This is a genomic window from Shinella curvata (genome assembly GCF_022899935.1).
Lineage (GTDB): Bacteria > Pseudomonadota > Alphaproteobacteria > Rhizobiales > Rhizobiaceae > Shinella > Shinella curvata.
This window is the reverse complement of record NZ_JALJCJ010000001.1, coordinates 270,053-295,162: the sequence shown is the minus strand read 5'-3', so window position 1 is coordinate 295,162 and position 25,110 is coordinate 270,053. Positions and strand designations below refer to the sequence as shown.

The window sequence follows — 25,110 nt, the reverse complement described above, 5'->3', positions numbered from 1 at the left end:
TCAGTCCAGTCAATTCTATCGCATATAGCGCACACGAGGCCGCCGTTGACCCAGCAAGATATCACCACAGAACTCGTGACGCTGCGCGATTACTGGCGTTATGCGATCTCGCGTTTCAATGCAGCCGATCTGAGCTACGGGCATGGCACGACGACGGCAAGCGACGACGCGGCCTATCTGCTGCTCGACAGTCTGGAACTGCCGATCGACGCGCTCGATCCCTTCCTCGATGCCCGCCTGCTGCCGGAGGAGCGGCGCATGCTGGCCGAGCGCATCGAGACGCGTGTTACGACCCGCAAGCCCTCGTCCTACATCACCGGCCGCGCCTATATCCAGGGCGTGCGATTCCATGTCGACGAGCGGGTGATCGTGCCGCGCTCGCATATCGGCGAAATCCTGTTTGCCGAATATCTCGGTGAAAACGGTTCGTCCTTCCTGCCCGACCCGATGGCGGTGGAAAGCGCCGTCGATATCTGCACCGGCTCCGGCTGCCTTGCCGTCATCGCCGCAAAATTCTTCCCGCAGGCGACGGTGGATGCGGTGGACCTCTCGGCCGATGCGCTGGAGGTGGCGAAGATCAATCTCGACGAACACGATGTCGAAGATCAGGTGACGCTGTTTCAGGGCGATCTCTTCGCCCCGCTTGCGGGCCGCACCTACGACCTCATCATCACCAATCCGCCCTATGTCGATCACGAGGCGCTGGAAGGTTATCCGCCGGAGTTTCGCGCCGAGCCGGAGATGGCCCATGACGGCGGCGTCGACGGGCTCGATCTGGTGCGCCGCATTCTCGAAGAGGCGCCCGCTTACCTCAATCCCGAGGGCGGCATGATCTGCGAGATCGGCTCGGGCCGGGAGATTCTCGAGGAGGAATTCCCGCATCTCGATTTCGTCTGGCTGGAGACGACCGAATCGCAGGATGCGGTGTTCTGGATTTCCGCAGAATCGCTCGGCGTTTCCTGAGCGCCTGCCGTCGTTCTCGCAGAACGGGGCGATGCCTCAAGCAACAGGGCCGGCAGCCGAGAGTCTTGCCGGTCGAGATCAGTTTTCATGCAAGGCGGTTAGATTCTCGAAGGAGCGTTTTCGGACTCCGCGAATTCTTTCGGATGCGATTTCATCCTGTCATCTTGGGGTGTGTTGATTTTTTTGCTCGCAGATACCTCATAAGTACTTTTGCGGGATAGATGGAGCTTCTCTGTAGAGAGGCTATGGAAATTTCGTGAAATAATTCTTCTTTTTCTGTCCGTATTTGTTGCGTGCGGCGCAAATTCAGGTGCCTGTATTTTGTATCTGGACGATTCGCGCTTTCGCCCGTAATGCTTTTACGGAAGAAATAGGAGTATCGAATGGCGAAAGTTGTCGCGGCACCCAAGGTTGCCAGTTCTCTTCTTGATGCGATAACCGCAGACAAGGTCTGGGGTGAGGTAAAACTGCAGTATTATTTCGGAAACCAGAACAGCCTGTCGCTGGATTCCGAGTTCAGGTCGTCGTTCAACGAAGAATTTACAGGAAAACCGGATGCGGCTTTTGCTTTCAAAAGTGTTGCGCTCACGGCCTACAATTCGCTTTCGGCCGTAACGGTTCTCAAGCTGACGCAAACCACCAACACGACCAAGGCGGATTTTGTTCTTGTCAGCTCGTCCGCCCCGATCGACGAGGATCTGGAAGGCTTTTTCCCGTTCCCCGGAACGTCGCACCGTGCTGCCGGCGACAGCTGGCAGATGGGCGTTTTCAATTCAGGCGCGGAAGCGCTGACGGCGGCGGCGGAAAAGGGTGGCGGCCAGTATGCCAGCTGGACCGTCCTGCACGAGATCGGCCATTCGATGGGCCTGATGCACACGCACAACGAGGACACGGGCGAGCCGCTCGCCAGGCTCGGCGTGCTGGACAATGAGCGGTATTCGGTCATGTCCTACAACCCCGCGAGTGCCGGCGTGAAATACGGCCATGCCGTTACCTACATGGCGCTTGATATTGCGGCCCTGCAGGCGCTCTACGGCAAGGCCGATTATGCCGAAGGCGCGTCCACCTATCGCCTGACCTATGCCCGCAGCGCGTCGCTCGATCTTGGCGAGGGCGACATGACGATCGGTCGCGCCTATGCCTGCGTCTGGGACACCAGCGGCTCGGATACGATCAGCGTCTCCGGCGGTGACTACAGTATCATCAACCTGTTCGATGCGACCCTGAACACATCGGGCAATACCGGGGCGATGGCACGGACGCTGGCCGCGCTGAAGACCACCGATTTCTATGACGATCTGTCCAGCCTCGTCCGCAAGCAGATCACCCAGGCCGCCTACAATGCCGGCGGATCGTTCAGCGAGATCCTGCGTGAAGGAACCAGCGGCCTCAAGGGCATCGGCGGCGGCCTTTCGATCGCCAATGGCGCCGTGATCGAGAATGCCAGGGGCGGCGCGGGCGACGACCTGCTGATCGGCAACGAAGCGAATAACCGTTTCTGGGGCGGCGCGGGCGACGACACCATCATTTCATCATCCGGGAACGACAAGATGAAGGGCGGCGCCGGCGCCGACACCTTCGTCTTCGGACGGGGAGACGGGCACGACATCATCTACGATTTCTCGGGAGAAGATGTCATCAGCCTCGTCAAATTGAGCGGCGTAACCTCGTTCTCCTCCTTCAAGAGCCACGCCGTCGATACGGATGACGGCGTGCTTCTGACCGCCGGATCCGACACGCTGCTGCTCAGGGGCGTCACCGAAAGCAGCCTCAACAAGGGCGACTTCCTGTTCGCCTGAAATGACACCGTGAACCTGCCTTGACGGAGCCTTCTTTGCAGGAGGCTCCGTTTTGCGTGGCCCAGACTGTCTTTTGAGCAGCCCGTTTGTCCCCCTCATGCATGGCAAAGCCCAGCGGGCTCTGGAGAGCGGGAAGCCTCGCCCGCCGCAATTCCCGCCGGCCCGTTCCCATGAAGACACGGGAATAGGCTTTTGCTCACCACGGCGCTCCGCGCCTCTTTCGCCCCTGCCGTACGTTTCGGCAAACCACGAAAGCGCCTCCTCCCGCCCGCATCGACACGTTATGCGATCCGTCCGGCGGCGGGAGGAGGTTGAGTATAAGGGGGTGAGGGTGGGGAAAACGAGTGAGGCAGTTTTTGGCTAAGTTAGCTCGGTTTCGCCGGAAGCGAACACCTTTCGACCTGAATGAATGGCCGATTTCGGCTCAAAGTTGACACTGGATTTCGACTTATCTCCGGATCAGTCGTCTCATTTGGTTATCTGTCACGGTATTTGGCCGGCTTTTAGGGTTGCCATTGCTTCTAAATCATTTGTGACGAGCTCAAGGTCTGTTTTAATGTCTTTTTGTACTCCGTAGTATTCATGTTCCGGATGCTGTTCCGCAATCTCGCAAATATGTGCAAACTCGGCATCAAGTAAATCCATGAATCTATTGAGGTGGTCTCTCCCCGAATTTCCTGTAATTGCGGCGGCGAGACCTACAGTACCGCTATAGGATTTCTCAAAATCCTCGCGAGCAAAGAACAAGCAGAAAAAATGATGATCTGCGAGCGCTCTTATAAACCAGTCCGCCAACTGGCGAGCGTCGGCGGCCCAGGTTTCTACCGTCGCAGCGGTTGGCCCATCTTCGTGCCAAAATTGCTCTGACGCTCCGTAGTGTATAATCATAAGATGTAGTAATTTAGCGTCTCTTGGGTATCGATGCTTGAAATCCACTACGAAATTATGTTTGCAATCTCGGCACCGGTATCTTTGTACGCCTCGAACCTTGCCGTTCTTTACGTTATGGGGGCTATCGCATTTTTCACAGAAAATCATGACGCTTCCCATCTGTTTTATTTGTAATTTCCTGATCTCTTCGACTTGTTCTCCAGGAATTAATCTCTTTGAGCAGCGCGGCGAGTGCCGCTAGAAATCCCGTCGTGACGACAACAAGTTCAACGATATAGCTCATGACTGTCTCCATACTTGCTCGTACGTGACTTTTATACATTCGCGAAAGTGGCTTTGGAATCGTTGAGGTGGGCCATATTATTTTAGATAGATGGTGAACTTCACCACCAGACGGGCACGTAAATGATTGCGACGATTGCGATCTTAGATGAACGCTTTGGGTGCGAAGTAGCCGTTGAGCAAACGGATCATCATAATCGATATTTATCATGACCCAAGCCGACGTAGGGTTTCTACCTCTTCCAATCCCCCCCAAATCGCCGTATACCGCCCTCCGCAACGCGCCGGCGCATCCCGCCTTTACCCTCGCATACCACCCGCATTCGTTGGCGGGACTGGATAGGAGATTTTTGATGTCTGCACCTGTTTCCCTGACTTTTCCCGATGGCTCCGTCCGCGACTATCCCGCGGGCTCGACGGGCCGTGATGTGGCCGAGGCAATTTCCAAGTCGCTGGCCAAGAAGGCGATTGCGATTGCGCTCGATGGCGAGCTGCGCGATCTCTCCGAGGCCGTTTCCAACGGCCGGATCGAGATCGTTACCCGCGAGGACGATCGGGCGCTGGAGCTGATCCGTCACGATGCCGCGCATGTGATGGCCGAGGCCGTGCAGGAGCTTTGGCCCGGCACGCAGGTGACCATCGGCCCGGTCATCGACAACGGCTTCTACTACGACTTTGCCAAGAACGAGCCCTTCACGCCGGACGATCTGCCGAAGATCGAAAAGCGCATGAAGGAGATCATCCAGCGCAACAAGCCGTTCACGCGGGAAATCTGGTCGCGCGACAAGGCCAAAGAGGTCTTTGCCGCCAAGGGCGAGGCCTACAAGGTCGAGCTGGTCGATGCGATCCCGGCGGGGCAGGACCTGAAGATCTATTACCAGGGCGATTGGTTCGACCTGTGTCGCGGTCCGCATATGGCCTCGACCGGCCAGATCGGCACGGCCTTCAAGCTGATGAAGGTCGCGGGCGCATACTGGCGCGGCGATTCGAACAACCCGATGCTGACGCGCATCTACGGCACCGCCTGGCGCACGCAGGAGGAGCTCGACACCTATCTCAACATCCTCGCCGAAGCCGAAAAGCGCGACCACCGTCGCCTCGGCCGCGAAATGGACCTGTTCCATTTCCAGGAGGAAGGGCCGGGCGTCGTGTTCTGGCACGGCAAGGGCTGGCGCATGTTCCAGACGCTCGTCGCCTATATGCGCCGCCGTCTTTCCGGCACCTATGAAGAGGTGAACGCGCCGCAGGTGCTCGACAAGTCGCTGTGGGAGACGTCTGGCCACTGGGGCTGGTATCGCGACAACATGTTCAAGGTGACCGTTGCCGGCGACGAGACCGACGACGAGCGCGTCTTCGCGCTGAAGCCGATGAACTGCCCGGGCCATGTGCAGATCTTCAAGCATGGCTTGAAGTCCTACCGCGAACTGCCTGTTCGTCTTGCGGAGTTCGGTAACGTGCATCGCTATGAGCCTTCGGGCGCGCTGCACGGGCTGATGCGCGTGCGCGGCTTCACGCAGGACGATGCGCATGTCTTCTGCACCGATGAGCAGATGGCGGCGGAATGCCTGCGCATCAACGACCTGATCCTCTCGGTCTACAAGGACTTCGGCTTCGACGAGGTCGTCGTGAAGCTTTCGACCCGTCCGGAAAAGCGCGTCGGTTCCGACGCGCTGTGGGACCGGGCGGAAAGCGTCATGATGGATGTGCTGAAGCAGATCGAGGCGCAGTCCGGCGGGCGCATCAAGACCGGCATCCTGCCGGGCGAGGGCGCGTTCTACGGCCCAAAATTCGAATATACGCTGAAGGACGCCATCGGCCGCGAATGGCAGTGCGGCACCACGCAGGTCGACTTCAACCTGCCGGAACGCTTCGGCGCCTTCTATATCGACCAGAACTCCGACAAGAAGCAGCCGGTGATGATCCACCGTGCCATCTGCGGCTCGATGGAACGCTTCCTAGGCATCCTGATCGAGAACTTTGCCGGCCATATGCCGCTGTGGATCGCCCCGCAGCAGGTGGTGGTGGCGACCATCACCTCCGAGGCCGACGACTATGGCCGCGAGGTGGCGGAGAAGCTGCGCGACGCCGGCATGACCGTCGAGACCGACTTCCGCAACGAGAAGATCAACTACAAGGTCCGCGAGCATTCCGTGACCAAGGTTCCGGTCATCGTCGTCTGCGGCAAGCGGGAGGCGGAGGAGCGCACCGTCAACATCCGCCGTCTCGGTTCGCAGAACCAGACGTCGATGACGCTCGACGAGGCGATCGCCTCGCTGTCGCTGGAAGCCACGCCGCCGGATGTCAAGCGCAAGCTCGGAAGAGCGTGATGGCGACAACGCCTGTCTGAAAAGGTTCATGATCCCGTGCTATCCGTGCGGGATCATTTTTTTGGGGAATACCGTGCGGTTCAAAGAACTGTCCTACGCCAACGAGAACGATCCGCGCCTCAAACGATGGTTCATCCGCTCCATGGAAGGTCTGGCCGGGCGTAACCGCTATGCCCGGCTCTATGACACGTGGCGCCATTCCATCGTCGGCACCAGCGCGCGCGTCTTCGGCGACATGCTCGACCTCATCAATGTGCGGCTCAGCGTGCAGGGCGCCTGGCCGCCGGCGAACCTGCCGGAGGGGCCCGTTGTCATCGTGGCGAACCATCCGTTCGGTATCGGCGACGGTATTGCGGTTCTGGCGCTGGCCGAACAGCTCGGGCGACCGTTCAAGGTCATGATCCATAACGATCTCTTGAAAGTGCCGGAAATGCAGCCCTATGCGCTGCCGGTGTCCTTCGAGGAGACGAAGGAAGCGCTGGCGCTCAATATGAAGACGCGGGCGGAAGCGGTGCGGCTCCTGAAGGAGGGCACGACGGTCATCGTGTTTCCGGCGGGCGGTGTGGCGACGGCAAAGAAGGTTTTCGGGCGGGCGGAAGACCTGCCGTGGAAGATGTTTCCGGCAAAGCTCATCCAGGCCGCACAGGCCAATGTCATTCCAGTCTATTTCGAAGGGCAGAACGGTCGGCTCTTCCATCTCGCCAGCAAGGTTTCGCTGACGCTGCGCCTGTCGTTGCTCATCCGCGAATTCCGCCGGCTCTCGGGCTCGACGATCGGCGCGCGCATCGGCGGCGTGCTGTCTTGGGCGGAGCTCGATTCGGGGGATCGCAAGACGCTGACGGCGCGGCTCTATGATGCAGTGTTCGCTATGGCACCTCGGCCGAAACCCTTCCTGCGCCGGGCAGGTTAATCCACGACATCCTCGGCGGCGGCCTTCTGGTCGTTCGCCTTCTCGTCGAGCAGCACCTCGACATCCGTGTTGACGCCGGCCTGCACGGTGAAATCGCGCTGGTAGATCTTGTTCTTGTTCCGGGCGACCGCGATGTAGCTGCCTTCGGCGAGCACGACAGTCGGGAAGGCGCCGACGCTTTCGGAAACGGTATCGCCTGACGATGTCAGGATCGACCAGGCGGTATCGGCGATGGCTTCACCGCCGCCTTCCGAGACGAGCTTCAGCGTGAGTTTCGCGGCGCGGTGCTGGATGGTGGCGCGCGTCAGTTTTCCGGCTTCCACCTGGATATCGGCACGAATGACGGCATTGACCGTGCCGTAGTCTGAAACGACATGATAGGTGCCGGCATTGAGGCGGACCACGGAGTTCGGTTTGACGTCATCGACCACGAGGTTGCGTTCGCCATCTTCGCGCACTTCGGCGGCGTAGACGGCAAAGCTCAGTTCCTTCGGCGGAATGCGCACATCGGAGCCTGAAACGGCATTCAGCATGATGCCGCCGGCATCGAGCACCATGACCTGCTTGTCGACTTCGCCGGTATCGGGCACGACAAGCTTCTTGGTGGCGCCGGCGCGGCCGAAGGCAACATTGACGAAATATTCGCCGGGCACGAGCTGGAACCCTGCCGTGCCGCCCTCGGAGGTTGCGAGCAGCGGCAGCTTGCCGTCGGCGCCGGGGATGGGCGAGAAGACGCGCCAGGTCAGGCCATGCTGCATGGGGCTGCCATCCTTGGTCAGCAGCGCCTCGCAGGTGATGTCGCGCAGGTTCGTCGGGGTGGCTTCACCCGTGATGATCGGGTTGAAGGAAGTGAGCTTGCCACCCTTCACCGGCGGCGTGGTGATCTGCGAAAAGCTCTCGACCGAATCCTGCGCATGCACGGGAACGAGCGACGCGACAAGGCTCGCGACGGTAAGGCCCACGGCGACGACGGGATGGAAAGGCATGCGCATGGATGTGGTTGACTTCCTGACTGTAAGGCTCCACTTGAAGACGCGTCTAATGGCATTTTCAAGGCCGGCCCGCCGGCACGATATTGGAACTCCTCCCCGATGAAAACCGAAATCAAGCTGATCGATTATCTTTCGACCCGCCGGTCCATTCCTGCCTTCCAGATGAGCGAGCCCGGCCCCTCCAAAGGCGAGGTGGAGGAGATGCTGACGCTCGCCTCGCGCGTGCCCGATCACGGCAAGCTCGCGCCCTGGCGCTTCATCGTCTATCGCGGCGAGGAGCGCCGCCGCATCAGCGAGGAACTGGCCAAGATCGCGATGGGCGACAAGCCGGATCTTTCCGAGGAAATGGTGAAGGTGGAGAACACGCGGCTGACGCGGGCCCCCGTCGTCGTCGCCGTCGTGAGCAAGGCGGCACCGCATTTCAAGATCCCGGAATGGGAGCAGGTCATGTCGGCCGGCGCCGTCTGCCTGAACCTCGTCATGGCCGCCAATGCGCATGGTTTCGCGTCGAACTGGCTGACGGAATGGTATGCCTTCGACAGCCGCGCCTATCCGATCCTCGGCGTCAACGAGGGCGAGAAGGTCGCGGGCTTCATCCATATCGGCACGCCCACCGTGCCGCCGACCGAACGTCCGCGTCCGGAGCTTTCCGAGATCGTCACATGGGTCGGCGATGACGCCTGACGCGCTGTTCTACGAGACGGCGGCAAACGCGCATGGCCTGAAGCACGATCCCTTCAAGGCCATCGTCGCGCCACGGCCGATTGGCTGGATCGGCACCAAGGCCGTGGACGGTCGGCGCAATCTCTCGCCCTATTCGTTCTTCAACGCGGTGAGCGATACGCCCAAGCTGGTGATGTTTTCCTCCAGCGGCCACAAGGACAGCGTGACGAATATCGAGGAAACGGGTGTCTTCACCTGCTCGCTGGCCAGCCGCCATCTCGCCGAACGGATGAATGCAAGCTCGATCGCCGTGCCGCACGGCGTCGATGAATTCGAACTTGCCGGGCTGACGCCGGTGACGGGGCGGCTTGTCGATGCGCCCTATGTCGGCGAGGCCTATGCGGTGCTGGAATGCCAGGCCACGCAGATCCTGCGGCCGGTGGATATCGACGGGCGCGAATCCGACAATTGGGTCGTGTTCGGCCAGGTGGTCGGCGTTCACATCAGCCCGGAAATTCTTCGTGACGGCATGATCGACATGGCGGTGGCGCGCCCGCTCGGGCGCATGGGCTATATGGATTATGCCGATGGTGGAGCAGAGGTCTTTGCCATGACGCGGCCGAAGGCCGGTTGAAGACTGTTTATCCGGTGGTCAGAATCAGCGGCCGGTGGTCGGAAATCTCCGGTGTCTCGACGACGCTGAATGTCTCGACGCTCAGGGCGTCGTTCACCAGCATGTAATCGGCATACCGCCCGGGCTTCGTATAGAGCGAGGTCCGCGTGTCCGTGAAGCCGCGCGTGGTGACGAGGTCGGTCAGCCCGAGACGACCAAGCGTCGTAAAAGTGGCGCTGTCGGGCAGCACATTGAAATCGCCACAGAGGACGAGGCCTTCACCGTCGCGGTGCATGCGGCCGATGAGCGAGGCAAGGGCTTTTGCCTGATTTTCTCGCGTCAGCGTGTCGCCTTTGCCATCCAGCTCGCGCAGACCGTGGAACTGTGCGACCGTCAGCGCGCGGTCCGCCTTGTAATCGTAGAGGCGGGAGACATGGGCGTTTCGGGAGCGCGGATGGGCGCCGAAACCATGCGGAGAGAACGTGCCGTGCACGAAATCCAGCGCCTGGCCGATGATGGCGGTGTCCTGCCGGATGAAGGTTGCGAGGCCGAATTCCTGATGGCAGGGGCGATCGCCATCCATCAGTTGGCCACGGGCGGTCGGGGCGAAAAACCCATCGTGACCGGGCACAGCTTCAGCAATCTCGCGAAAGAGATTGGAGCGCTGCTGAAGCTCGACCGCGCCATCGCGGTAGGTCAGCCAATCCGACCGCGCACCAACGGCGCGCGGCACTTCCTGCAGGCAGTAGACGTCTACATCGGCCGCGGCGAGATAATCGAGAAGCGGCGCGTGCAGCATGCCGCCCCAGACATTCAGCGACAGGATTTTCATGCGCGGCTCCTTCGACGGGCGGCTCAGCCCGTCTGCGATAGGTCGCCCATGCGGTTCCAGGCATCGAGTCCGGCGATCTTGTAGGCTTCGGCGAGTGTCGGATAGTTGAAGGTGTTTTCGACGAAATATTCAACGGTGCCCTTCAGGTTCAGCACGGCCTGGCCGATATGGACGAGTTCGGTCGCGCCTTCGCCGACGATGTGCACGCCGAGCAGGCGGCGGGTCTTCAGCGAGAAGATCATCTTCAGCAGACCGGAATTGAGGCCCATGATGTGGCCGCGCGACGTCTCCCGGAAACGGGCCATGCCGCATTCATAGGGAATGCCGCGCTCTTTCACCTCTTCTTCGGTGAGGCCGCAGGTGGAAATTTCCGGCACGGCATAAATGCCGTAGGGGAAATATTTCGGCGGTTCCTTGGCAATGGCGCCGACCGCAACGCGGGCGGCGATGCGGCCCTGTTCCATCGAGGTGGAGGCAAGTGCCGGGAAGCCGACGACGTCGCCGGCGGCATAGATATGCGGCACTTCCGTCTGGAAGGTTTCCGGATTGACGCTGAGGCGGCCGCGCGCATCGGCGGTGAGGCCGGCGGCGGCAAGATTCAGGCTGTCGGTCGCGCCAACACGGCCGGCGGCATAGAGCACCATGTCGCAGGTGACATGGCGGCCATTGTCCAGCGTGATCTCGCATTTGCCGTTTTCGAACTTTTCCACCTTCTCGGCCTTCTGATCGAGGATCAGCTTCATGTTGCGGTCGCGCAGATCGTGGATGAACTCCTCGATGATCTCCCTGTCGATGAAATCGAGAATGGTCGCCTTGGGGTCGATGACCGTGACCTGCGTATCGAGTGCCGAAAAGATCGTGGCATATTCGATGCCGATGACGCCGGCGCCGATGACAGCCATGGAGCGCGGCAGCTCCTTGATGTCGAGCAACTCGTCGCTGTCGAGAACGCTGACGCCATCGAACGGAATGTTGTCCGGGCGGTAGGGCTTGGTGCCGACGGCCAGCATGATGCTTTTCGCCTGCACATGGACGGCCTCGCCATCGTCCTTGAGGATTTCCATCGTATCGGGAGTAATGAACTTCGCCTTGCCGCGGATGTGCTGCACACGGTTGCGGGCGAACTGGTGCTCCAGCACTTCCACTTCATGATCGAGCGTGATGAGCAGGCGGCGACGCAGGTCATCGGCGCTGATTTCCTGCTTCACGCGGTAGGCGCGGCCGTAGAAGCCGCGCTCGCGCCAGCCGGAAAGGTTAAGTGCGGTTTCGCGCAGCGTCTTCGACGGAATGGTGCCGGTATGGACCGAGACGCCGCCGACGCGTTTTCCCTGCTCCACCACGAGAACCTTGCGTCCGAGCTTGGCCGCCTGGATGGCGCCGCGACGGCCTGCGGGGCCGCTGCCCACGACGACGAGATCATATTCCTGCATGTGAGATGGCCCCAGTCCTGTGCGGGAAGAATCGTATTGCGTTGCAGCAATTGTCTTCGCCGGGCAAGTTTCGTCAACCGAATGTGGCAGCAAACCGTTTCAATCGGATGAAGGATCGGTCATCCGATTTGGGAAACCTACATAAGTCTCAAGCCCTTGAGGCTGGCATGGCCGTCCTTACCGATGATGATGTGATCATGCACCGTAATACCAAGCGGGCGGGCTGTTTCCACGATCGTCTTCGTCATGTCTATGTCCGCCCGCGACGGGGTGGGATCACCGGACGGGTGATTGTGCACGAGGATGATGGCGGTGGAGGAGAGTTCCAGCGCGCGGCGCACCACCTCGCGCGGATAGACCGGCGTGTGGTCGACCGTGCCGCGGCCCTGCACCTCGTCAGCAATCAGGGTGTTGCGCTTGTCGAGAAAGAGGATGCGGAACTGTTCGCGCGGCTCATGCGCCATCGCGGCGTGGCAATACTGGATGACCGACGACCAAGAGGCGAGCACCGTCTTGTTGCGGATCTCGCTTTTCAGCGTGCGCTGGGCGACGGCGGAGATGAGCTTCAGGTCGAGCGCGACGGCCTCGCCGATGCCTTTCACCTCCTGCAGGAGCTCCGGCGTTGCGCCGAAGACGCTGGAGAGCGTGCCGAAACGGTCCAGCAGAGCCTTTGCCACCGGCTTAGTGTCGCGGCGGGGAATGAGGCGAAAGAGCAGGAGTTCGAGGATTTCATAGTCTGCGAGCGCGGTGTCGCCGGCATCGCGAAAGCGGGTACGCAGGCGGTCGCGGTGGCCGTGATAGTGTTTGTCTTCCGGGGGCGGAACGGCCTTTGCCGAGGACGTGCGGGCAGGGCGCTCGAAGAAGTGGCCGCGCTCGTCGGCCTCGTCAAAGAGATCGTCGGCGAGCGGCGCGGCGTCCTCCGCGCTCGCAGAGGAGGATTTGTCCGGGCGGCCGCGCGATCCCGTCATGGGCGGCCTAGGATGACAGGCCGGGGCGGTCGAGGCCGCCGGGCGACAGGGTGAAGATCTCGCAGCCATCGGCCGTCACACCAACCGTGTGCTCGTATTGCGCCGAAAGCGATCGGTCGCGCGTGACGGCGGTCCAGCCGTCGGACAGCACCTTCACATGCGGGCGGCCGAGATTGATCATCGGCTCGATCGTGAAGATCATGCCTTCCTTCATTTCCGGGCCTTCGTTGGCGCGGCCGTAATGCAGGATGTTCGGCGCATCGTGGAACAGCCGGCCGACGCCGTGGCCGCAGAAATCGCGCACCACCGAGCAGCGTTCGGCCTCCGCATAGGTCTGGATGGCCTCGCCGATGGCGCCGGTGCGTGCACCGGGGCGGACCGCGGCGATGCCGCGCATCAGGCATTCATGGGTGACTTCGAGCAGGCGCTCGGCGGCGCGCTTGACCTCGCCCACGGGATACATGCGGCTCGAATCGCCGTGCCAGCCATCGACGATGAAGGTGACGTCAATATTGACGACATCGCCGTCGCGCAGCGGCTTGTCATTCGGGATGCCGTGACAGACGACGTGGTTGATCGAGGTGCAGCTCGACTTGGTGTAGCCGCGGTAATTCAGCGTCGCGGGCAGAGCGCCGTGATCCATGCCGAATTCGAAGACGAAGCGGTCGATGACGTCGGTCGCGACGCCCGGTTTGACCAGCGGGTAGAGCTCGTCGAGGCAACGCGCCGTGAGCTGGCAGGCCTTGCGCATGCCGTCAAAGGCCTCGGCGTCATAGAGGCGGATCACGCCCGTGTTCTTCAGCGGCGCGGAGGTCGCGTCGATATAGGTCACCATGGTCGAACTTTCGCTAGTCTTTCCTGACCGTCATAAAACAGCGGCACCGGGTTCGTCCATGGCGATCGCGGCCACGGGGCGGATTTGCTTCGAAGTAACGGCACATTTCACCGCATAGGCTTCAACGCCGCGTGCCATCGCGCGCTGAAAGCCCTTCGCATAGGTCGGGTCGAGGTCGGCGCAGATGCGGAATCGATCGCAATCCTCGCGCTGGATCAGATAGAGCATGACGGCGCGAAAACCGGCTTCGGCCATGTCGCCCAGCTCTTCCAGGTGTTTTGCGCCGCGTTCCGTCACCGTATCGGGAAATTCGGCGAGATCTGGCGTGCGGCGGAAATGCACGTTCTTGACCTCGACATAGGCGGGTAGGCGCGTGTCGCCGGAGAGCAGGATATCGATGCGGGAATTGCGGCCGTATTTCTTCTCGCGCTCGATCACGGGGTAGGTTCCAAGATCGGCAACGAGGCCGGCGAGGATCGCTTCCTCCGCCAGCCGGTTCGGCAGGCCGGTGTTGATGCCGACGACGGTATCGTCCGCCTCGACCAGTTCCAGGCGGTGGCGGTGCTTGCGCGTCGGGCTGTCGCTTTCCGACATCCAGATGCGCGAGCCCGGCGCGGTCAGGCCGCGCATCGAGCCGGTATTGGGGCAGGAGCCCGTGATCGTCGAGCCGTCGTCGAGAATGGCGTCGAACAGGAAGCGCTTGTAGCGCTGCACGAGGGTGCCGGAGAGCAGCGGCGGATCGAAGATCATCTGGCGTCAGGCACGCACGCGCACATAGGAGCCGGGGGCTTCCTCGATGGAGTTCATCGTGCCGCCAGTCTTGCGGGCGGGCACCATTCGGTCGTCCTCGGCCTTGATCCATTCATGCCAGTTCGGCCACCAGGAGCCGGCGGTTTCCATCGCCTTCGCCGCCCAGTCCTCGAACTCGCCCTTTACCGGGCCGCCGGTCCAGTACTGGTACTTCTTCTTGTCCGGCGGATTGACGACGCCGGCGATATGGCCGGATCCGGCCATGACATAGGTGACCTTGCCGCCGAAGAACTTGCTGCCGACGAAGACCGATTTCGCCGGTGCGATATGGTCTTCCTTGGTGGCAAGATTGTAGATCGGGATTTTTACATCCTTCAGCGACAGGGTCTTGCCAGCGAGCTTCATTTCACCCTTTGTGAGTGTGTTCTTCAGATAACAATTTCTTAGATAAAACGAATGGTTGGCGGCGGGCATTCGCGTTGAATCTGAATTCCAGTAGAGCAGGTCGAAGGGCATCGGGTCCTGGCCCTTCAGGTAGTTGTTGACGAAATAGGGCCAGATCAGCTCGGAGGCGCGCAGCATGTTGAAGGCGGTCGCCATCTTAGAGCCGTCGAGATAGCCGGTCGCCTTCATGCCGCGCTCGATAACGTCGATCTGGTCCTCGTCGGCAAAGACTTTTAGGTCGCCGGCATGGGTAAAATCGACCTGCGTGGTGAAGAGTGTCGCGGTGCGGATGCGCTTGTCGCCCTCCTGGCCGTGCAAGGCGAGCGTGGCGGCGAGCAGCGTGCCGCCGACGCAATAGCCGATAGCGTTGACCTCTTCCTCGCCCGTCGCCTGCTTGATCGTGTCGAGCGCGAAACCGATGCCCTCGCGGGCATAGGATTCCCAGTCCTTGTCGGCATGGCGTTCATCCGGGTTCACCCAGGAGATGACGAAGACCGTGTGGCCCTGGTCGACTGCCCATTTGATGAAGGACTTCGCCGGGTTGAGATCGAGGATGTAGAACTTGTTGATCCAGGGCGGGCAGATGAGGAGCGGGCGCTTGAGCACCTTTTCCGTCGTCGCGTCATACTGGAGGACCTGGCAGACATCGCTCTGGGCCAGCACCTTGCCGGGTGTCAGTGCCATGTTCTCGCCGATGGCGAACTTGCTGGTGTCCGTCTGGCGCAGCTTCAGGTCGCCCTTGCCGGCGGCAATGTCCTCCGCCAGCATCTTCATGCCGCGCACGAGATTGGCACCGTTTGAGGCGACCGTCTCGCGGTAGAGCTGCGGGTTCGTCGTGACGAAGTTGGTCGGGGAGATCGCGCTGGCGATTTGCTTCACATAGAAGCCGGCCTTGTGGCGGGTGTGCTCGTCGAGCCCGTCGGCGTCAGCGACGAGCTTTTCGGCCCAGTCGGACGTTACAAAATAGGCCTGGCGCAGGAAATCGAAGAAGGGGTTCTTCACCCAGTCCTCATCGGCGAAGCGCTTGTCCTTGGCGTGCGGATCGGGCGCGTTGTCGACCTCCTGTCCGCCGAGCTTGTTCAGCGTGCGCGACCAGATGTTGAAATAGCTGCCGAGCAGCATGGTCTGGGCTTCGAGCGTGCGGCGCGGATCGGCCAGCCAGTATTCGGAGACCTTGGAAAGGGTCTTGACCATGTCGACCATCGGCTCGGCGACGGTGTCGACCTTCTCGCCGCTTTCGCGCGGGGCGAGCCAGGCGGAAGCGGCCTTGCCGAGCTGTTCCACGGTGCGCGCGATATTGACCGTCAGCGCTTCGGGATCCTTGACGATGTAGGGTTCGATGACGGCCGGATCGAAAGCCTGAAAACCGGGCTTGTCTGTGGCCGCATCGCGTTCACCCGCTTTGCTGTCCTCGGCCATCTCTTCCTCCCGATTTTATTGTCTCTTTTGTATTTTTACATTCTGTCCGAAACAGATTACAAGGGCCTGACAGCCTTTCCCGGCAATATCCGGAACCGGTCGTTTCGACAGGAGCATACAGCCACATGGCGTTCGAAATCAGGCGCTTGAGCGCCGTCCTTCTCATGGCCGCCGTGCCGGCCGTTCTCTCGGCCTGCGCCTCCTCGACGTCGACGCAGTCGGCCGCGACGATCAATGCCGGTGCCGACCGTTCCGAAGCCTATCCCGATATCACCGCCATCGTCAGCGCCGAGACGCAGCAGATGGGCGACGAGGAGGCATCCGCCATCAGCGGCCGCCTGACATCACTGACGAATCGCCGCCGCTCCGGTGCGATTTCCGAGGCCGAATACCGCCGCCAGCTCGCCGAATTGCAGGCCTTGCGCGATGGTCACGGCCAGCAGACGCTTTCGGAAATCCAGAAGACGAATTAGCACTTGCCTTTCTTGCCGTTTGGCAGCAAAGCGGAAGGCGGCCGATGGCCGCCGGTGCGGGCGGAGCGCCTTCATTTTGAACGCTTTCGCCCGTAATCGACTACTTGAGTCGCGTGAAGTTTGCGTCCTCCGGCAGGGCTGCCGAAGGGACTTCACGCCTAACGGGGTTAAAGATGGAAGAGTTTCACAAGGTCCGGCGTCTGCCGCCGTATGTTTTCGAACAGGTCAACCGTTTGAAAGCAAGCGCGCGAGCGGGTGGTGCCGACATCATCGACCTTGGCATGGGCAACCCCGATCTGCCGACGCCCAAGGCGATCGTCGACAAGCTGTGCGAAGTGGTGCAGGACCCGCGCACGCACCGTTATTCCTCCTCGAAGGGCATTCCGGGCCTGCGCCGCGCCCAGGCCGCCTATTATGCCCGTCGCTTCGGCGTGAAGCTGAACCCGGAGACGCAGATCGTCGCGACGCTCGGCTCCAAGGAAGGCTTTGCCAACATGGCGCAGGCGATCACCGCGCCGGGTGACGTCATTCTCTGCCCGAACCCGACCTATCCGATCCATGCCTTCGGCTTCCTGATGGCGGGCGGCGTGATCCGCTCGATGTCCGTCGAGCCGGACGAGAGCTTCTTCCCGCCGCTCGAGCGCGCCGTGCGCCACTCGATCCCGAAGCCGCTTGCGCTGATCATCAACTATCCGTCGAACCCGACGGCGCATGTCGCCTCGCTTGATTTCTACAAGGACGTCATCGCGTTTGCGAAGAAGCACGACATCATCGTGCTGTCAGACCTTGCCTATTCGGAAATCTACTTCGATGAAGGCAATCCGCCGCCATCCGTTCTGGAGGTGCCCGGCGCCATCGACGTGGCGGTGGAATTCACCTCCATGTCCAAGACCTTCTCCATGCCCGGCTGGCGTATGGGCTTTGCCGTCGGCAACGAGCGCCTGATCGCCGCGCTGACGCGCGTGAAGTCCTACCTCGACTATGGCGCCTTCACGCCGATCCAGGTGGCGGCGACCCATGCGCTGAACGGCGATGGCTCCGACATCGCGGAAGTGCGCAATGTCTACAAGCGCCGCCGCGACGTGATGGTCGATACGTTCGGCAAGGCCGGCTTCGAAGTTCCGCCGCCGGCCGCGACCATGTTCGCCTGGGCAAAGATCCCGGAAAAGTTCCGTCATCTCGGCTCGCTGGAGTTTTCCAAGCTGCTCGTCGAGAAGGCGGATGTGGCGGTTGCACCCGGCATCGGCTTCGGCGAGATGGGCGACGATTATGTCCGCCTCGCGCTCGTCGAGAACGAGCACCGCATCCGTCAGGCGGCGCGCAATATCAAGAAGTTCCTTTCCACGGCCGACGAGACGATGCACAACGTCATCTCGCTCAACGCCCATCGCTAAAACCATCCGCCCTGCGCGTTCCAGCGCAGGGCCTTCTTCCAAACATAGGACATGACCATGGCTGATGCCCTGAAGATCGGCATTGCGGGCTTGGGGACCGTTGGTGCCTCGCTCGCGAAGATTCTCGTCGAACGCAGGGACATGCTCACGACGACCTGCGGCCGGCCGATCGAGATCGTCGCGATTACTGCGCGTTCCAAGGGGCGCGACCGTGGCGTCGATCTTTCTTCTGCCGAATGGTTCGATGATTCCGTCGCACTTGCCCGCGATGCCAAGATCGACGTCTTCGTCGAACTGATGGGCGGCTCGGGCGATCCGGCCTATTCGGCCGTCAAGGCGGCGCTGTCGCGCGGCGTGCATGTCGTGACCGCCAACAAGGCGCTGCTGGCCGCCCACGGCGTCGAGCTTGCCGTCATTGCTGAACAGAACGGCTGCATCCTCAACTACGAGGCGGCGGTTGCCGGCGGTATTCCGGTCATCAAGGCGCTGCGCGAATCCCTGACGGGCAACACGATTTCGCGCGTCTACGGCATCATGAACGGCACCTGCAATTACATCCTGACCAAGATGGAGAAAGAGGGCCTGTCCTTCGAGGCCTGCCTGAAGGAAGCCCAGCGTCTCGGCTATGCCGAAGCCGACCCGGCCTTCGACATCGAGGGCAACGACACCGCGCACAAGCTGTCGATCCTGACGACGCTCGCATTCGGCACGAAGATCGCGGCCGACGACATCTATCTCGAGGGGATCACAAATATCTCCATCGACGACATCCGTGCTGCCGCCGATCTCGGTTACCGCATCAAGCTGCTCGGCGTGGCGCAGAAGACCGATACCGGCGTCGAACAGCGCGTGCACCCGACCATGGTGCCGCTCGACAGCGTCATTGCGCAGGTCGATGGCGTGACGAACGCTGTCGCCATCGAATCCGACATTCTCGGCGAGCTGCTGATGGTCGGTCCCGGCGCGGGCGGCAATGCCACGGCGTCGGCCGTGCTTGGCGATATCGCCGATATCGCCAAGAGCCGTCCGGGTGCGCAGACCGTGCCGGTGCTCGGCCGCCCAGCGGCGGCACTTCAGCCCTACAAGCGTGCGCAGATCCGCAAGCACCACGGCGGTTACTTCATCCGCCTCTCCGTGGAAGACCGCACGGGCGTCTTCGCCAGCATCGCCAAGCACATGGCGGAAAACGGCATCTCGCTCGAATCGATCGTGCAGCGCGCGCAGTCGACCACCGAATCGACCGATCCCAAGACCATCATCCTCGTCACCCACGCGACGATGGAAGATTCGGTCCGCAAGGCCGTCGCCTCCATCAAGGGCGAGGGTTATCTCGTCGGCGAACCGCAGGTGATCCGCATCGAGCGTCCGAAGACGGCTTGATTGCCGTTTATTCGCAGCGGCATAGTACATGGTTGCTGACGACCGTCGCACCACCCGCAACGTCATCCTCGGGCTTGACCCGAGGATCCCCGCGGCATCCGCGTCGGTGGATGCTCGGGTCAAGCCCGAGCATGACGGAGGAGAGGTTGTGAGGCCTTTGCCCGCATTCTGATGGCCGGAGCCGCGATGAGCATGTTGGAAAACGCAGATCCCGTCGTCAGGCCGTTTCTCGGCGTCGAACGCTCGGCGACCGGGCAGCGCTGGGTGGCGCGGCTCGACCAGGCGGGGGAAAACCGCGCCTTGGCGATGAGCCAGAACCATGGCCTGCCGGACCTGATTTCCCGCGTACTGGCCGGCCGCGGCGTGCCGTTCGACAATGCGCTCGAATTCCTCGACCCGACGCTGCGCCGGCTGATGCCGGAACCCTATAGCCTGATGGATTGCCAGATCGCGACGGAGCGGCTGGCGCGCGCCATCGAGCGGCGCGAGCGCGTGGCGATTTTTGGCGATTATGACGTGGACGGCGCGTCATCCTCGGCGTTGCTCTATCGCTTCCTCGTGCATTTTGGCGTCGAGGCCGAAATCTACATTCCTGACCGCATTTTTGAGGGCTACGGGCCGAACCCCAATGCGATCGGGCAGCTGATCGAGCGCGGTGCGCAGCTGATCGTCACGGTGGATTGCGGCTCGACGAGCCACGAATCGCTCGCCGTCGCCAGAGACCGTGGCATCGATGTCGTCGTCATCGACCACCATCAGGTCGGCGAGAACCTGCCGCTGGCGCATGCGCTGGTCAATCCGAACCGTGAGGACGATCTGTCGGGGCAGGGCCATCTCTCCGCCGCCGGCGTTGTCTTCCTCGTGCTGGTGGCGCTGCAGCGCCTTTTGCGCGAGCGTGGTGACGGCAGGGCGAAAACCCTCGACCTGCTTTCCATGCTCGATCTCGTGGCGCTATCCACGGTGTGCGACGTCGTTCCGCTGAAGGGGCTGAACCGCGCTTATGTGGTGAAAGGCCTCGTCGCCGCGCGCCATCTCGGTAATGCCGGGCTGACCGCGCTGCTAAAACAGGCGGGTATCGGCGGGCCGGTCACGCCCTATCATCTCGGTTTCCTCGTCGGCCCGCGCATCAATGCCGGCGGACGTATCGGCGATGCTGCACTCGGGAGCCGGTTGCTGACCATCGACGAGCCCGGCGAGGCCGAGCGGATCGCCAAGCAGCTCGACGACCTCAACCGCGAGCGCCAGGCCATGGAGGCCGCCATGCTGGCGGAGGCGGAGGCCGAAGCGCAGGCGGAATATGGCACGGGCGAGGGCGCTTCGGTGATCCTGACGGCGCGGGAAGGTTGGCACCCCGGCGTCGTCGGCCTGCTCGCCTCGCGTCTCAAGGACCGTTTTCGCCGCCCGTCCTTTGCGATTGCCTTCGATCCCTCCGGAAAGGGCACCGGCTCCGGCCGCTCGATCAGCGGCTTCGACATGGGTCGCATGGTGCGCGCGGCGGTGGACGAGGGCATTCTCGTCAAGGGTGGTGGTCACGCCATGGCGGCGGGACTGACGGTGGAGCGGGAAAAGCTCGGCCGCCTGCGCGGCTTCTTCGAGGCGAAGGCAGAGCGCACGGTGCGCGATCTCGTGGCGGTAGAGACGCTGAAGATCGATGGCGCTCTCAGCGCCACCGGTGCGACGCTCGCGCTTGCCGACCAGCTCGAACAGGCCGGCCCCTACGGTTCGGGCCATCCGCAACCGATCTTCGCGCTGCCGGCGCACCGTATCCGCGATGTGCGCCCCGTCGGTGTCAATCACCTGCGCGTCAGCCTCGAAGGCCCCGATGGCGGGCGCATCGACGCCATGGCCTTCCGCGCCGCCGATGCGGATCTCGGCATCTTCCTGATGAAGGAGCGCGGTCAGGCCGTGCACGTCGCCGGCACGCTTTCCGCCGACAGCTGGCAGGGCAGCCGGCGCATACAGTTCCGTATGCTGGACGCCGCAAAGGCCTTCTAGCCGCAGATTAACCCTCTTTATATTGATCGCAGTCCCGGTGCTAAAAATAAAAGCACCGGTCTTGTAGCCCTATGGACTTTCATGTGAGGCCGTATAAAAATAATATTTGGTAAGTATTTTGTTAAACTGGGGATTTCTGGGATATTTTTGGGTCTTCTTGATATGCCATGGCGCTGTTGCATTTAAACCACCAGTGCAAACGATGGGATCATGTAGGAACGCCAAAATTCTACCCAGATAAGTTCACCGGAAGTGGGAGAACGAAAATGGTAAAAGTTTATACGATCCTGAAGAATTCTGACGTTTCGCCGGACAACGACATTCTTCTTAATCCTTCATCACAGGTCGATATCGTCGGGACCGATGGAACGGATCTATATTTCGGATCCTCTCAAAACGACAGGATCGATGGCGCAGGTGGAGACGATTTTCTCGGCGGGTTCGAGGGGAACGACACCCTGAGCGGCGGCGTGGGGGATGATTTTCTGTTCTATTGCGACAGCAATTATCTGAGCTACATAGAGAAATTCGCCGGACCGCTGTCGGGGATCAGTGACGAACTCGATCGCCAGTTTCTTGAAGACGAATGGTATGACATCTTCAACGAGTCCGCGATCGACGACCCCGGCGCCGATCTCTCGATCGATGGCGGCGCGGGCTTCAACACCGGGGTCATCGACCTTTCTTTCACCTCGTCGCTGCTGTCGCCGCTCAACCTGATCGCCGACGGCACCTTCACGCTGCCGAACGGCACGACGGAAATTTCCGGCATCGATGCGTTCTGGGTGCGCGGCACCGCTTCGGCCGACACGATCAACGGCGGCATCAACGACGATCGTCTCTATGGTGGCGGCGGCAATGACATTCTGAAGGGCGATAAGGGCAACGACTTCCTCTTCGGCGGCGACGGCGAAGACAATATGAACGGCGGCGACGGCAACGACTTCATCGTCTCCACCAACTATTTCGCCCATTTCCTCGGCACTGACTACATTTCCGGCCTGACTCAGATCTATATCGGGACCTCTGTTATCCAGTCCGACCTGTACGACACGGTCATCAATGGCGGCGCGGGGACCGACACCGCCGTCATCGACTTCGAGAACAGTTCTTCCCCAGTGGTTTTCGAGCTCAAGCCCGATGAGGTTCGCAATCTTCCCGATCTCAAGACGCAGATCTTTCAGGTGGAAGCCATGTGGGTCATCGACTCGAAGTTCGATGACAGTATTTCGGCAGCCGACGGCAACTACGACGATCACTTCCTCAGCGTGGGCGGTAGCGATTCATTCGACGGCAAGGGTGGCATCGACACGTATGAACTGATCCAGGGGATCGGCGATATCGACATCGACCTTGCCGCCGGTAGGAGTGGCGACGACGAACTGATCAATTTCGAGAACGCGATCGGTTCCGATGGCGTCAATATCATCACGGGCAACGCCAAGGATAACGTACTCTACGGCCGCGCCGGCGGCGACACCCTGAAGGGCGGCGAGGGGAACGACACGCTCGACGGCGGCGCTGACGGCGACACCCTGAACGGCGGCGGCGGAGAGGACACGGCGTCCTACGCCAGCTCCATAGGTCGCGTGAAAGTCGATCTGCTCAACACCGGCAGCAACGAGGGCGATGCGGCGGGCGACAGCTATATCAGCATCGAAAATCTGGTCGGCAGTCGTCGCGGGGATACCCTGCTGGGCAACAATTCAGCCAACCTGATTGATGGCGGGCTTGGACGCGACACCGTTCATGGGCTTGGCGGCAACGATACATTCGTCGCCAGCGCCAACAATGATAGCTTCAACGGCGGCAATGACAACGACACGCTCATCCTTTCCGGAAAGCGCTCGGACTACACGATCACCAAGACATCGTCCGGCTTCACGATCGAGGATGAGCGGGGCGCAAGCTTCGACGGCACGGACAAGGTCGTCTCCGTGGAGACGTTCGTCTTCTCCGACCAGACGCGTACGGCCAGCACGCTCGTGAACGTCGCCCCCTCCGGCGTAAACTTCACGCAGGCTGGGTCTTTGGTCGAGAATGCGGCGGCGGGAACGGTTGTTGGCACTCTCAGCGGGACCGATGCGGACGGCGATCCGGTGACGTTCACGCTTGATGCTGCCGGCAATGCCCTGTTCACACGGGTCGGCAATCAGCTGTTGCTGAAGGCTGGTGCAAACATCGATTTCGATACGGCGACGAACGGCTCTCCCACACGGACGTTCGAGGTAACGGCGACGGACGGGCGTGGCGGCTCCACGACCGAAACCTTCGTGTTGCAGATCACCAATTTCAAGCCTGACGACATCATCCAGGGCGACGACGGCAACAATGTCCTGCTGGGAACGGATGCTGCGGATCACATCAAGGGTCTCGACGGCAATGACAAACTGATCGGCGGAAAGGGAGCCGATCGCCTGAATGGTGGCGAGGGCAGGGATGCCGCGGCCTATTCAAACGCGACCGCAGGCGTCGTTGCCAGCCTTGCGAAACCCTCCTCCAACACCGGGGATGCAGCGGGCGACATCTATATTTCGATCGAAAACCTGACCGGTTCCATCTTCGCCGACAAACTGATCGGCGACGGCTCTGTAAACACGCTGAACGGCGGTAGAGGCAACGACACGCTTATTGGCGGTGCCGGCGCGGACAGGTTGATCGGCGGCAGCGGTGCGGATACTGCATCCTATTCGAACGCCACGCGAGGCGTTGTGGCAAACCTTGCGGATGCGTCCAGCAATACCCGCGATGCGGACGGCGACACCTACAGCTCGATCGAAAACCTGACGGGCTCGAAATTTGCCGACAAGCTCCTCGGCAATGGGTCCGCCAACACGCTGAACGGCGGCAAGGGGAACGACACGCTTACCGGTGGCGGCGGTGCCGATCGCCTGATCGGGGGAAGCGGTACGGACACGGCGTCCTATACCGGCGCCACCAAGGGTGTCACCGCGAGCCTTGCGAAGGCTTCCAGCAATGCGGGCGAAGCGAAGGGCGACACCTACAGCTCGATCGAAAACCTGGCCGGTTCCCGGTTTGCCGACAAGCTTATCGGCAATACCGGCGACAACAAGCTTTCGGGCGGCAAGGGCAATGATACGCTCACTGGCGGCGCCGGAGCGGATGATCTTTACGGTGGTGCCGGTAAGGATACCTTTGTCTTCAAGTCGGTCGGCGATCTCTCCAGGTTCAAGAGCGCAACGGATACGATCTTCGACTTTTCGCATGGCCAGGGTGACAGGATCAGCCTGTCGGCGATCGATGCGAACACAAAGGTCGGCGGAAACCAAGCTTTCACCTTCATCGGAACGCAGGGTTTCAACGACAAGGCCGGCGAGCTTCGCTTCGTCAAGGCTGCGTCGGATACTTATGTCTACGGCGACAGGAACGGCGACGGCAAAGCCGATTTCGTGTTGCATCTCGACGACCGTCTGAACCTCGTGAAGGGAGACTTCATCCTGTAACTGCCGACATAAATTTCGGCGGTCACATCGATAAAGAGACGGATGGCTCCATCGAAAGATGGGGCCATTTTTTCGATCGCGGGAAGTGATGGAAAGACGCGTGAAAATCCAATACGGAATCGTATCGCGACAGGCTGTTTGTCTTGCGGAAGAGCCCCTAAGGAGGCCTGCGGCAGCTTGATCGGTAAGAAATGTCGATGCTGGAAAAGTGGCACGCCCTAGGGGAGTCGAACCCCTCTTTCCAGGATGAAAACCTGGCGTCCTAACCGATAGACGAAGGGCGCGT

Annotated in this window: 20 protein-coding genes and 1 tRNA gene; 11 read left to right on the top strand and 10 right to left on the bottom strand. The window is 61.2% G+C overall.

Going from position 1 to position 25,110, the window contains the following annotated elements; genetic code table 11:
- Positions 1-45 precede the first annotated feature (45 nt).
- Positions 46-963, top strand: coding sequence for a 50S ribosomal protein L3 N(5)-glutamine methyltransferase (prmB, locus tag MUU55_RS01455; protein ID WP_244758987.1), 918 nt, complete (start codon positions 46-48; stop codon positions 961-963).
- Positions 964-1,346: 383 nt separating this feature from the next.
- Positions 1,347-2,762, top strand: coding sequence for a M10 family metallopeptidase (locus MUU55_RS01450; RefSeq protein WP_244758986.1), 1,416 nt, complete (start codon positions 1,347-1,349; stop codon positions 2,760-2,762).
- A 483-nt stretch (positions 2,763-3,245) separates the two neighbouring features.
- Here the strand turns inward: MUU55_RS01450 and MUU55_RS01445 are convergent, their stop codons facing one another.
- Positions 3,246-3,800 carry an IS1/IS1595 family N-terminal zinc-binding domain-containing protein gene (locus MUU55_RS01445; RefSeq protein ID WP_244758985.1) on the bottom strand — a complete coding sequence of 185 codons (555 nt, stop codon included), beginning with the start codon at positions 3,798-3,800 and terminating at the stop codon, positions 3,246-3,248.
- Complete coding sequence (locus MUU55_RS01440; RefSeq protein ID WP_244758984.1) at positions 3,787-3,936, bottom strand: hypothetical protein; 150 nt, start codon at positions 3,934-3,936, stop codon at positions 3,787-3,789. The genes MUU55_RS01445 and MUU55_RS01440 overlap by 14 nt, the downstream gene beginning before the upstream one ends.
- A gap of 352 nt (positions 3,937-4,288) precedes the next feature.
- On the opposite strand from MUU55_RS01440, the gene thrS reads away from it, so the two are divergent.
- On the top strand, positions 4,289-6,262 hold the full coding sequence (gene thrS, locus MUU55_RS01435) for a threonine--tRNA ligase (RefSeq protein WP_244758983.1): 1,974 nt from the start codon (positions 4,289-4,291) through the stop codon (positions 6,260-6,262).
- A 73-nt stretch (positions 6,263-6,335) separates the two neighbouring features.
- Positions 6,336-7,172 (top strand): lysophospholipid acyltransferase family protein, encoded by an 837-nt coding sequence (locus tag MUU55_RS01430; RefSeq protein ID WP_244758982.1) that lies wholly within the window; start codon positions 6,336-6,338, stop codon positions 7,170-7,172.
- Here MUU55_RS01430 and MUU55_RS01425 read toward each other — a convergent pair.
- Positions 7,169-8,164: a hypothetical protein gene (locus MUU55_RS01425; RefSeq protein WP_244758981.1), complete on the bottom strand. Its 996-nt coding sequence runs from the start codon at positions 8,162-8,164 to the stop codon at positions 7,169-7,171. The two genes, MUU55_RS01430 and MUU55_RS01425, sit on opposite strands and share 4 nt — an antisense overlap.
- Before the next feature lie 99 nt (positions 8,165-8,263).
- Between MUU55_RS01425 and MUU55_RS01420 the strand changes: the two genes are divergently transcribed.
- Positions 8,264-8,848, top strand: a complete 585-nt coding sequence (locus MUU55_RS01420; protein WP_244758980.1) for a nitroreductase family protein — start codon at positions 8,264-8,266, stop codon at positions 8,846-8,848.
- A gap of 4 nt (positions 8,849-8,852) precedes the next feature.
- Positions 8,853-9,461 (top strand): flavin reductase family protein, encoded by a 609-nt coding sequence (locus MUU55_RS01415; RefSeq protein ID WP_244759842.1) that lies wholly within the window; start codon positions 8,853-8,855, stop codon positions 9,459-9,461.
- A 7-nt stretch (positions 9,462-9,468) separates the two neighbouring features.
- Here the strand turns inward: MUU55_RS01415 and MUU55_RS01410 are convergent, their stop codons facing one another.
- The 6 genes from MUU55_RS01410 to MUU55_RS01385 form a co-directional block, all read right to left on the bottom strand.
- Positions 9,469-10,272, bottom strand: a complete 804-nt coding sequence (locus MUU55_RS01410) for an endonuclease/exonuclease/phosphatase family protein (protein WP_244758979.1) — start codon at positions 10,270-10,272, stop codon at positions 9,469-9,471.
- Positions 10,273-10,295: 23 nt separating this feature from the next.
- Complete coding sequence (gene sthA / locus MUU55_RS01405) at positions 10,296-11,702, bottom strand: Si-specific NAD(P)(+) transhydrogenase (RefSeq protein ID WP_244758978.1); 1,407 nt, start codon at positions 11,700-11,702, stop codon at positions 10,296-10,298.
- A gap of 137 nt (positions 11,703-11,839) precedes the next feature.
- The gene (radC, locus tag MUU55_RS01400) at positions 11,840-12,670 is read right to left on the bottom strand and encodes a RadC family protein (protein ID WP_244758977.1); all 831 of its coding nucleotides are present in this window, start codon (positions 12,668-12,670) and stop codon (positions 11,840-11,842) included.
- Positions 12,671-12,677: 7 nt separating this feature from the next.
- Positions 12,678-13,505: a type I methionyl aminopeptidase gene (gene map, locus MUU55_RS01395; RefSeq protein ID WP_244758976.1), complete on the bottom strand. Its 828-nt coding sequence runs from the start codon at positions 13,503-13,505 to the stop codon at positions 12,678-12,680.
- Positions 13,506-13,535: 30 nt separating this feature from the next.
- Positions 13,536-14,255, bottom strand: a complete 720-nt coding sequence (gene sfsA, locus MUU55_RS01390; RefSeq protein ID WP_244758975.1) for a DNA/RNA nuclease SfsA — start codon at positions 14,253-14,255, stop codon at positions 13,536-13,538.
- A gap of 6 nt (positions 14,256-14,261) precedes the next feature.
- The gene (locus MUU55_RS01385; protein WP_244758974.1) at positions 14,262-16,118 is read right to left on the bottom strand and encodes a PHA/PHB synthase family protein; all 1,857 of its coding nucleotides are present in this window, start codon (positions 16,116-16,118) and stop codon (positions 14,262-14,264) included.
- 125 nt (positions 16,119-16,243) lie between these two features.
- Between MUU55_RS01385 and MUU55_RS01380 the strand changes: the two genes are divergently transcribed.
- The 5 genes from MUU55_RS01380 (at position 16,244) to MUU55_RS01360 (ending at position 24,824) form a co-directional block, all read left to right on the top strand.
- Entirely contained in the window at positions 16,244-16,591 is a 348-nt protein-coding gene (locus MUU55_RS01380; RefSeq protein WP_244758973.1) for an SHOCT domain-containing protein, read from the top strand.
- A gap of 173 nt (positions 16,592-16,764) precedes the next feature.
- Positions 16,765-17,985: an LL-diaminopimelate aminotransferase gene (locus MUU55_RS01375; RefSeq protein ID WP_244758972.1), complete on the top strand. Its 1,221-nt coding sequence runs from the start codon at positions 16,765-16,767 to the stop codon at positions 17,983-17,985.
- A 57-nt stretch (positions 17,986-18,042) separates the two neighbouring features.
- Positions 18,043-19,365: a homoserine dehydrogenase gene (locus MUU55_RS01370; RefSeq protein WP_244758971.1), complete on the top strand. Its 1,323-nt coding sequence runs from the start codon at positions 18,043-18,045 to the stop codon at positions 19,363-19,365.
- Between the two features lie 192 nt (positions 19,366-19,557).
- The gene (gene recJ, locus MUU55_RS01365; protein ID WP_425314139.1) at positions 19,558-21,360 is read left to right on the top strand and encodes a single-stranded-DNA-specific exonuclease RecJ; all 1,803 of its coding nucleotides are present in this window, start codon (positions 19,558-19,560) and stop codon (positions 21,358-21,360) included.
- A 266-nt stretch (positions 21,361-21,626) separates the two neighbouring features.
- Positions 21,627-24,824: a calcium-binding protein gene (locus MUU55_RS01360; protein ID WP_244758969.1), complete on the top strand. Its 3,198-nt coding sequence runs from the start codon at positions 21,627-21,629 to the stop codon at positions 24,822-24,824.
- A gap of 209 nt (positions 24,825-25,033) precedes the next feature.
- Here the strand turns inward: MUU55_RS01360 and MUU55_RS01355 are convergent.
- A tRNA-Glu gene (locus MUU55_RS01355) sits at positions 25,034-25,108 on the bottom strand.
- Between the last annotated feature and the right edge of the window lie 2 nt (positions 25,109-25,110).

Bases quoted from the DNA above. Each gene is read 5' to 3' on its own strand.
- MUU55_RS01450 (WP_244758986.1), top strand. From the start codon at position 1,347: ATGGCGAAAGTTGTCGCGGCACCCAAGGTTGCCAGTTCTCTTCTTGAT.
- MUU55_RS01445 (WP_244758985.1), bottom strand. From the start codon at position 3,800: ATGATTTTCTGTGAAAAATGCGATAGCCCCCATAACGTAAAGAACGGC.
- MUU55_RS01440 (WP_244758984.1), bottom strand. From the start codon at position 3,936: ATGAGCTATATCGTTGAACTTGTTGTCGTCACGACGGGATTTCTAGCG.
- thrS (WP_244758983.1), top strand. From the start codon at position 4,289: ATGTCTGCACCTGTTTCCCTGACTTTTCCCGATGGCTCCGTCCGCGAC.
- MUU55_RS01425 (WP_244758981.1), bottom strand. From the start codon at position 8,164: ATGCGCATGCCTTTCCATCCCGTCGTCGCCGTGGGCCTTACCGTCGCG.
- MUU55_RS01420 (WP_244758980.1), top strand. From the start codon at position 8,264: ATGAAAACCGAAATCAAGCTGATCGATTATCTTTCGACCCGCCGGTCC.
- MUU55_RS01410 (WP_244758979.1), bottom strand. From the start codon at position 10,272: ATGAAAATCCTGTCGCTGAATGTCTGGGGCGGCATGCTGCACGCGCCG.
- sthA (WP_244758978.1), bottom strand. From the start codon at position 11,702: ATGCAGGAATATGATCTCGTCGTCGTGGGCAGCGGCCCCGCAGGCCGT.
- radC (WP_244758977.1), bottom strand. From the start codon at position 12,670: ATGACGGGATCGCGCGGCCGCCCGGACAAATCCTCCTCTGCGAGCGCG.
- map (WP_244758976.1), bottom strand. From the start codon at position 13,505: ATGGTGACCTATATCGACGCGACCTCCGCGCCGCTGAAGAACACGGGC.
- sfsA (WP_244758975.1), bottom strand. From the start codon at position 14,255: ATGATCTTCGATCCGCCGCTGCTCTCCGGCACCCTCGTGCAGCGCTAC.
- MUU55_RS01385 (WP_244758974.1), bottom strand. From the start codon at position 16,118: ATGGCCGAGGACAGCAAAGCGGGTGAACGCGATGCGGCCACAGACAAG.
- MUU55_RS01380 (WP_244758973.1), top strand. From the start codon at position 16,244: ATGGCGTTCGAAATCAGGCGCTTGAGCGCCGTCCTTCTCATGGCCGCC.
- MUU55_RS01375 (WP_244758972.1), top strand. From the start codon at position 16,765: ATGGAAGAGTTTCACAAGGTCCGGCGTCTGCCGCCGTATGTTTTCGAA.
- MUU55_RS01370 (WP_244758971.1), top strand. From the start codon at position 18,043: ATGGCTGATGCCCTGAAGATCGGCATTGCGGGCTTGGGGACCGTTGGT.
- recJ (WP_425314139.1), top strand. From the start codon at position 19,558: ATGTTGGAAAACGCAGATCCCGTCGTCAGGCCGTTTCTCGGCGTCGAA.
- MUU55_RS01360 (WP_244758969.1), top strand. From the start codon at position 21,627: ATGGTAAAAGTTTATACGATCCTGAAGAATTCTGACGTTTCGCCGGAC.